Annotated in this window: 9 protein-coding genes; 4 read left to right on the top strand and 5 right to left on the bottom strand. The window is 43.6% G+C overall.

The window, feature by feature from the left end; translation table 11 throughout:
* Positions 1-53: 53 nt before the first annotated feature.
* Positions 54-362: a hypothetical protein gene (locus tag B4K20_RS06560; protein WP_289282316.1), complete on the bottom strand. Its 309-nt coding sequence runs from the start codon at positions 360-362 to the stop codon at positions 54-56.
* Positions 363-525: 163 nt separating this feature from the next.
* On the opposite strand from B4K20_RS06560, the gene B4K20_RS06555 reads away from it, so the two are divergent.
* The 4 genes from B4K20_RS06555 (at position 526) to B4K20_RS06540 (ending at position 2,534) form a co-directional block, all read left to right on the top strand.
* The gene (locus B4K20_RS06555; RefSeq protein ID WP_286304485.1) at positions 526-744 is read left to right on the top strand and encodes an RNA-binding S4 domain-containing protein; all 219 of its coding nucleotides are present in this window, start codon (positions 526-528) and stop codon (positions 742-744) included.
* Positions 745-819: 75 nt separating this feature from the next.
* On the top strand, positions 820-1,500 hold the full coding sequence (locus B4K20_RS06550) for an SAM-dependent methyltransferase (protein WP_286304484.1): 681 nt from the start codon (positions 820-822) through the stop codon (positions 1,498-1,500).
* Positions 1,501-1,524: 24 nt separating this feature from the next.
* Entirely contained in the window at positions 1,525-2,211 is a 687-nt protein-coding gene (locus B4K20_RS06545; protein ID WP_286304483.1) for a type 1 glutamine amidotransferase domain-containing protein, read from the top strand.
* 41 nt (positions 2,212-2,252) lie between these two features.
* Entirely contained in the window at positions 2,253-2,534 is a 282-nt protein-coding gene (locus B4K20_RS06540; RefSeq protein WP_286304482.1) for a peptidylprolyl isomerase, read from the top strand.
* Between the two features lie 53 nt (positions 2,535-2,587).
* On the opposite strand, the gene B4K20_RS06535 is transcribed toward B4K20_RS06540, so the two are convergent.
* The 4 genes from B4K20_RS06535 to B4K20_RS06520 form a co-directional block, all read right to left on the bottom strand.
* The gene (locus B4K20_RS06535) at positions 2,588-2,878 is read right to left on the bottom strand and encodes a hypothetical protein (protein ID WP_289282315.1); all 291 of its coding nucleotides are present in this window, start codon (positions 2,876-2,878) and stop codon (positions 2,588-2,590) included.
* 185 nt (positions 2,879-3,063) lie between these two features.
* Positions 3,064-5,151 (bottom strand): ATP-dependent DNA helicase DinG, encoded by a 2,088-nt coding sequence (gene dinG / locus B4K20_RS06530; protein WP_289282314.1) that lies wholly within the window; start codon positions 5,149-5,151, stop codon positions 3,064-3,066.
* Positions 5,148-6,146 (bottom strand): 2-hydroxyacid dehydrogenase, encoded by a 999-nt coding sequence (locus B4K20_RS06525; protein ID WP_289282313.1) that lies wholly within the window; start codon positions 6,144-6,146, stop codon positions 5,148-5,150. Before B4K20_RS06525 ends, dinG begins: the two co-directional genes overlap by 4 nt.
* Positions 6,147-6,173: 27 nt before the next feature.
* Positions 6,174-7,471, bottom strand: a 1,298-nt coding sequence (locus B4K20_RS06520) for a single-stranded-DNA-specific exonuclease RecJ (RefSeq protein ID WP_289282312.1), incomplete at its 5' end; no start/stop codon positions are given.

Below are 7,471 nucleotides of genomic sequence, written 5' to 3'. Positions count from 1 at the left end.
CGACCTCTTCTGTCTTCTCCTTCAACAAGGAGAAGGACTCTTTGATAAGGTGTCTATTCTTCATCGATGATTCTGGCATTAGCGACTTTATTGGCTATACCGCTGATCGCACAACGGTAATCAGAAATGGTCGACTTGGCTCTAACTTCGGCCAACCAATGCCCTTTTTCTACATATCCTTCTTCCAAACCGCTCAACTTGAGATGATATTCATCAGCAACTTCCATCAGTCTTACATCCGTCATGCCTGGTTTGATTTCACGGCAGAAATTATCAATATGCTCCGTCTCCCATATATAAAAGATGGGATAAATGATCACCCCAATCACCAAAATTTGTATTAGATTTACCAGTAATTTCATTCACAAACACTCCGTGTTAACTCAGCCAATATATAAGTATCTGAGTTAATAGTGCGCGACTTAATTCACAGTACGAGATAAATTAGTGGTGTTGACTTCACAAATCGTTATCACCCTGTCATAGATACCCTTTATGATGGGTATTTTTTGAGAGAAGCGACCTATGTCCCAGACAATCGAAGTAGAGCTGACCAGCTCACCCGTAGAGTTATATAAAGTGCTTAAGTTTGAAGGTATTGCAGCCAGTGGTGCTGAGGCCAAGCTATTCATAGAACAAGGCCTCGTTTCTGTGAATGGTGAATTAGAAACACGCAAGCGCAGAAAAATTATCCCAGGTGATGAAATCGATTTTGAAGATATCACCTTAGTCATTACTGAATAACCATTTATTATTAAATAATTTTTCATAGTGGTCATTACGCTACTTGAGAATCACTACCTATACTTACAATCTTATATGCAACTGAATACGACCGTGCCCTGGGGACGAAGTCTGCAGGAATATCAAGACATGTTTCTACTTCGCGAAAGTGAGTTGCAATCGTCTATATTGGCGTGTGCTGATGGACCAGCCAGTTTTAATACTGAAGCAAGAAAACAAGGGGCAAAGGTCACGTCTGTGGATCCCCTCTATCAGTTTACTGCTGAGGAGATTAAAACACGTATTAATGTGGTGGCAGAGGAAGTTATCGGTCAGGTAAAAGCACATCAAGATGATTTTTTCTGGACAGCTTTCGCTAATCCCGAGGCCTTGTATCAGCAGAGAATGCGATCGATGCAACTGTTTTTAGATGACTATGCCATGCCAGCATCATCTCCCTTTTACATTTCTGCTCAACTACCAGAATTACCTTTTGCAAATAAGCAGTTCGACTTGGCGCTATGCTCACATTTTTTGTTTTTATATAGTGAACATTTCGATGCTCAATTTCATCTCGATTCGATGCATGAACTTTGTCGAGTTGCGAGCCAAGTCAGAGTCTACCCTCTTGTTGGGTTGGACAATACACCCTCACCTCATCTAGGCTTAATAGTAAAAGAATTAAGTCGACAAGGGCACGAGGTAAAACAACAGACAGTCGACTACCAGTTTCAAAAAGGCGCCACACAAATGTTAGTGGTCAATACAGCCCCATAAGACAACATACAAAAAGGGAGACACATGCGAATTTTAATGATTTTGACATCTCACGATACCTTAGGTGATACAGGTAAAAAAACCGGTTTCTGGTTAGAGGAGTTTGCCTCTCCGTATTATGTATTCAAAGATGCTGGCGTTGACATCACGCTTGCCAGCCCAAAGGGTGGCCAGCCCCCACTGGATCCCAAAAGTGACGATCCAGACGCACAAACAGAATCAACAACACGCTTCAAGCAAGACAAAGAAGCTCAAGCAGCACTTGCCAATACTCTGGTCTTAGAGAGTGTTCAGGCAGACGATTATGATGCGGTGTTTTATCCAGGAGGCCATGGTCCTTTATGGGATCTGACTGTCTCTGAGAAATCGATTGAACTCATTCAGCAATTCATCTTTCAAGATAAACCAGTGGCCGCAGTCTGCCATGCACCAGCCGTGTTACTCAATGTAAAAACACTCACCGAAGAACCATTGGTTAAAAACCTGTCAGTCACTGGGTTTTCAAATTCAGAAGAAGATGCTGTGGGCCTTTCCGATGTTGTTCCATTTTTACTTGAGGATGAATTAAAAGACGCTGGTGGCTACTATCATAAAGCTGATGACTGGGCTCCGTTCTGCTGTGAGGATGGTTTATTAATCACTGGACAAAACCCACAATCATCAGAAGTCACAGCTCAAGCCTTACTGAGTCGCCTCCGTAAATTTGCCTAAACTGATATAATGCGGCCTTTATCACAAATTAGAGAGATAACATGGCAAAAGCAACAGCAAGACATATCCTGGTTGATAGTGAAGAAATCTGTTTAGAACTTAAACGTGAAATCGAACAAGGTGCCGATTTTGCTGATATTGCTAAAGAACACTCTTCATGCCCTTCTGGTCGTTCAGGTGGAGACTTAGGGGAATTTGGTCCCGGAATGATGGTGCCTGAGTTTGATAAAGTGGTTTTTTCTGCTCCAGTCAAAACTGTACAAGGCCCTGTAAAAACACAGTTTGGTTATCACTTATTAGAAGTCACCAGCCGTACTGAATAAGGCATAAAAAAACCCGGCTTTCGCCGGGTTTTTTATTTCAATCTGAAACGTGCTTATGATTGACGAGCGTGCGTCTGTAAATAAGCATCACTGACAGGGTTGAACTGTTGCTTGCGCAGCAGTGATTTTTGGCTATCCAACTGCTCTTTGAAACTTAAAACAACAGGCTGTTTTTTTGCTTGTATTTGCATGTAACGGTCAGAGAAAAAGTTGAAAGCATGTGGGCGTAACTGTGTTTTTTGTAACTGTAATTGCTCAGAAAATGTTCTGCTTTCAATATCAGCAAATGCAGGCGCTACGACAAGGCTCAATGCAGTTAAAGCAGCAAGAGTTGTTTTTTTCATTTCAGATTCCTTCCTCAGGTTAAATAAAATTCAGTTGTTCTAGGACTATCTAGCTTAGGAAATAGAATAGAATAATGAGGATGAAATAGATGCAGCAGAACCTCCCATTCGCCATGACAGAAAATCCTTTTGATTTAGGAAGCGCTTCCTGCTCGACGGGAAGATATGACCTGCAGGATTAGCAATTAAGACTGTTCAAGTTGATAATCGGGTAGATGTGCCAGCAGTTTTTTACCATAACCTTTTGTTAATAAACGTTTATCAAGAATAGTAATTCTTCCCGAATCGGTTTCCTTTCTCAGTAACCTGCCACATGCCTGAATGAGTTTTACGCTCACGGCTGGCAATGACAGCGCAGTGAAAGGCTGCCCCCCTTTACGGATTATCCACTCTTGTTTCGCCTGTTCTATAGGTCTGGTAAATACAGGAAATGGCAGTTTAGTAATAATCACATGCGTGCATAAATGACCGGGGAGATCCACACCTTCTGCAAACCGATCCAAACCAAAAATAATACTGCCTTTCCCTGATTCGATCTGACGAATATGCCGATGCACCATATTTTTAGGTGACAAACTATCGCCCTGCACCATAGTTATGGCTGTAATTGCTGCTGGACATTGTCTGTATACCGCCTCCATGACCAGTTTTGAGGTAAACAGCACCAGAGTTGCCTCTTTTGTATCAATAATATCGGTCAGTTTTGTAACGACTTCCTGTTGCCATTGCTGCTGTTGTTCATTTGGCTGAAAGCGCATATCAGGAATATGCAGGATCGCTTGTTTTTGATAGTTGAACGGCGATGGCACGGCGAGAAAATGCTGTTCATCAAAGCGATGCAAACCGCAGTCAAGTCTAAAACGGTGGAACAAGCCCATACCCCGTAAAGTCGCCGAGGTCAGCACCACACCATAGGAACGTGACCATAAACTTCGATCAAGAAAGTAGGCAGCGGTCATCGGGCCAGCATGGATGACCAAGGTTTGCTGCTTAGAAAACGATTCCACCGAAAGCCAACGCACATTAGGCGGGCGGTCCTCCTGATCTGGCTCGAGAAATAAAGCCATAAAATCAATCAGGTAACCGAATATATTCTGGACGGTGCCCACTTGTGGCAATAAGGCCTCACCCACTTTATTGGATAATTGTGTTTTTTCCAGTCCCTCTTTGATCCATTTTGCTAATACCGAGTAATGTTTGTATATGGAATTGGCTCGCTGCAATACCCCCTGACACGGGATTAATAAGGCATTCACCAAGGGACTATTCCAGAAAATACGCGGCTCACTGATATGCTTTTCTAATAAATCCTGCACGACGCCATCACTGTGCAAAATCGTCTCAATCTGTTGCAGATGGCTGATGACTGCCGGTAAGTCCCGTCGTAATTCTGACAGCATATAACCAAAATCATGTTGTCGATAAGCTAAAGCGGATGGAATTTTTTTCAGCACACTGTCTGCTGTTTCAGTAGTTTGATAAAGCTGAATAAAATTTAATGCTTTGGCGGCATGATCCAACGCTTTTCGTGGCAAGTTATGGGCTTCATCAAATACAAACAGGATTTCTTCCGGATTTGGCAATACCAGTCCGCCCCCCAGATCGGCATCGCTTAAAATTAAATCATGGTTTGCCACGATAACCTGAGCAGCCGTCATTTCACGACGTAATTTATAGTAGGGACACCGCATATAAAAGGAACAGCTTTTTCCGGCACAGCCTTCTGAGTCTGTCGATATCTGCTGCCACAGTTCTGCATCAATTTTATCGCGACGGCTATCTCGATCGCCATCCCAGCTTTCCTGCTCCCACTCGCTCATCAACTGTTTCGCCTGGGCGAGATGAAGCACCTGCTGATACTTTTCATCTACATCGATATTGAGGGATTGTTGTTCAGGAGTCGTAGCGGTTTGACTTAATTTACTCGGACAGACGTAACGACGACGCCCTTTTACCTGAACAAAGCGTATAGGTTCTTCCAGCGCGGCAGAGAAGCGCGGTAAATCCTTTTGAATAAGCTGTTGTTGTAAGTTAACTGTCGCCGTACTAATCACCAGCGTTTTCTTTTGTAGCAATGCGGTTTGAATCGTGCCCGTCAGATAAGCAAGAGTTTTACCCACGCCAGTCGGTGCCTCGACGACAGCAATTCGCTTTTGTGGTGGTTTTAACATGGCCTGAGCAATAAACTCGCTCATTTGTACCTGTTGTGGACGCGCCTTAAAATCAGGCATCGTCGTTTCGATGCGCTCGAATAGTGTTGTTACTGCCGTCACACGCCTACTCTATTTTGTAAACGTTCACCGTTGAGATAAGCCAACACATTCGTCACTGTCGTTTCGGCAATATGTTGAACGGCTTCCTGCGTGAAATAACCTTGATGACCCGTCACTAACACGTTTGGAAAGGTTAACAAGCGTTGAAACAAATCATCTTGAATAATATCGAGTGAATGGTCTTCAAAAAACAAGCTACCTTCTTGTTCATACACATCAATACCAAGATAGCCAATTTGTTGAGATTTCAGCCCATCTAACACAGCCCGTGTATCCATTAACGCACCGCGACTGGTGTTAATTAACATAACACCCGCTTTCATATTGGCAATGCTGTCATGATTAATCATGTAACGAGTGTCACTGGTTAACGGACAATGCAGGCTGATAATATCTGATTGTTTCACAAGTGTCGTTAAATCCGACGTTTGAATGCCTTGTTTAATACAGTGTTGCGAATTAATAGGTTCATAAACCATCACCTCACAACCAAATGCCCGCATCCTCTCTGCGACTAATAAACCGATTTTGCCACCGCCAACGATCCCAACTTTTTTCTGGTAAAAATCAAAGCCGAGCAAACCATCCAGAGAGAAATTACCATCACGCACACGGTTATAGGCACGAGGAATTTTCCGGCTCAATGACAGCATCAGTGCAATAGTATGTTCAGCAACTGCATAGGGTGAGTAGGCCGGAACGTTGACCACACTCAACCCTAATTCTTTAGCAGCTCTGAGATCGACCTGATTATAACCAGCACAGCGCAAAGCAATCAGTCGTGTGCCACCTGACGCTAAGATATGAAGGGTTTCCCGGCTTAAATCATCATTCACAAAGGCACTGACAATCTCATAACCTTGTGCCATCACCGCGGTTGATGGATTGAGTGTGACTTCATGACAGATAAACTCAATCGTAGGCACAGTCGCTTTTAATAAAAAGCGTTCATCGTATGACTTGGCACTAAACACAGCAATTTGATGAGTGGACATGGCTTATCTACCTAATATGACTGATGGTCAGTTATGTGTATCTGTATTCGCTGGCATTAATTCATCAACCAGGAACTGCAAGGATTTTTGGCCACGAAATTCGTTCACAGCTATTTTATAACGGACTAATACTAAACTGTTTTCAGCTAACCAGCTCGGTTTATCCTGACCAAATGCCATGGCATTGATTTGACTGTTCCCATTCATCTCAAGTTGCAATCTTAGATGGTTCTGCTGCTGCCCTACCAGACGAAAATGACTTACTTTAAACACGCCATGAAACCTGGGCTCTTCGAATCCCTGTCCCCATGGTGCGGCTTCTGTTAATAGCTCAGCAAAAGATAATTGGCAGTCTGCTTCACTTAGTTCACCATCTGAAGGTAACTGCTGCAAATATGTCTCGGATGACACCATTTCATTGAGTGCAGATTCAAAAGCCTGATTAAACTGGGCTAAATCCCCTTTCTTTATTGTTAAACCTGCTGCCATGGCATGCCCACCAAAGCGCTCTAACAGTTCAGGATATTTTGCTGCTACACGAGCTAGGACATCTCGAATATGTATGCCAGGAATAGAACGAGCCGATCCTTTGACTTCATCGTCATTCCCAGGCGCGAAAGCAATCACCGGACGATAGGTTTTTTCTTTAATGCGAGAGGCTAAGAGACCAATCACGCCTTGATGCCAGTCTTCATCAAATAAGCAATAGCCGGTCCTTAAGGTATTTTCTTCAATATCAATCTGTTCCAGCATCTTCAATGCATCTACTTGCATTGTTTGCTCAACAGCGCGCCTTTCCAGATTAATACTGTCCAGCTGTGTGGCGATATTCAGTGCCTGCTGAACATCCTCTGTCAGCAATAAATTAATGCCGAGGCCCATATCTTCCATACGTCCAGCCGCGTTCAATCTGGGCGCTATACTAAATCCTAAATCTGAAGAGACCAGTTTTTCTCTTTCACGGCCGGCGATTTGAATCAATGCTTGTATTCCTGTACAGCCTCTCCCCCGCCGAATCCGCTGCAATCCATGATTGACCAAGGTGCGATTTAATTTATCCAGTGGGACCACATCCGCAACTGTCCCCAAGGCGACAAGATCGAGCCAATCCCCCACTTTGGGTTCAGGCACAGACGCCTGTTCAAACCAGCCTATTGTTCGTAAATGCTGCCTTAGTCCTAGTAACACATAGAAACAGACACCCACACCAGCCAGGTTTTTATAAGGGAATGGATCATCTGCTTGATTAGGATTCACAATGGCATCGGCTTCCGGTAATGTCTCACCGGCAAGATGATGATCAGTCACCAACACTTTCATGCCAC

This window comes from Methylophaga sp. UBA5088 (genome assembly GCF_002414625.1).
Lineage (GTDB): Bacteria > Pseudomonadota > Gammaproteobacteria > Nitrosococcales > Methylophagaceae > Methylophaga > Methylophaga marina.
Note: the sequence above shows the minus strand (reverse complement) of the source record. Positions and strands in the feature narration are given on the sequence as shown.

Excerpts from the sequence above, each read along its gene's own strand:
- B4K20_RS06560 (WP_289282316.1), bottom strand. The coding sequence starts at position 362 with ATGAAATTACTGGTAAATCTAATACAAATTTTGGTGATTGGGGTGATC.
- B4K20_RS06555 (WP_286304485.1), top strand. The coding sequence starts at position 526 with ATGTCCCAGACAATCGAAGTAGAGCTGACCAGCTCACCCGTAGAGTTA.
- B4K20_RS06550 (WP_286304484.1), top strand. The coding sequence starts at position 820 with ATGCAACTGAATACGACCGTGCCCTGGGGACGAAGTCTGCAGGAATAT.
- B4K20_RS06545 (WP_286304483.1), top strand. The coding sequence starts at position 1,525 with ATGCGAATTTTAATGATTTTGACATCTCACGATACCTTAGGTGATACA.
- B4K20_RS06540 (WP_286304482.1), top strand. The coding sequence starts at position 2,253 with ATGGCAAAAGCAACAGCAAGACATATCCTGGTTGATAGTGAAGAAATC.
- B4K20_RS06535 (WP_289282315.1), bottom strand. The coding sequence starts at position 2,878 with ATGAAAAAAACAACTCTTGCTGCTTTAACTGCATTGAGCCTTGTCGTA.
- B4K20_RS06525 (WP_289282313.1), bottom strand. The coding sequence starts at position 6,146 with ATGTCCACTCATCAAATTGCTGTGTTTAGTGCCAAGTCATACGATGAA.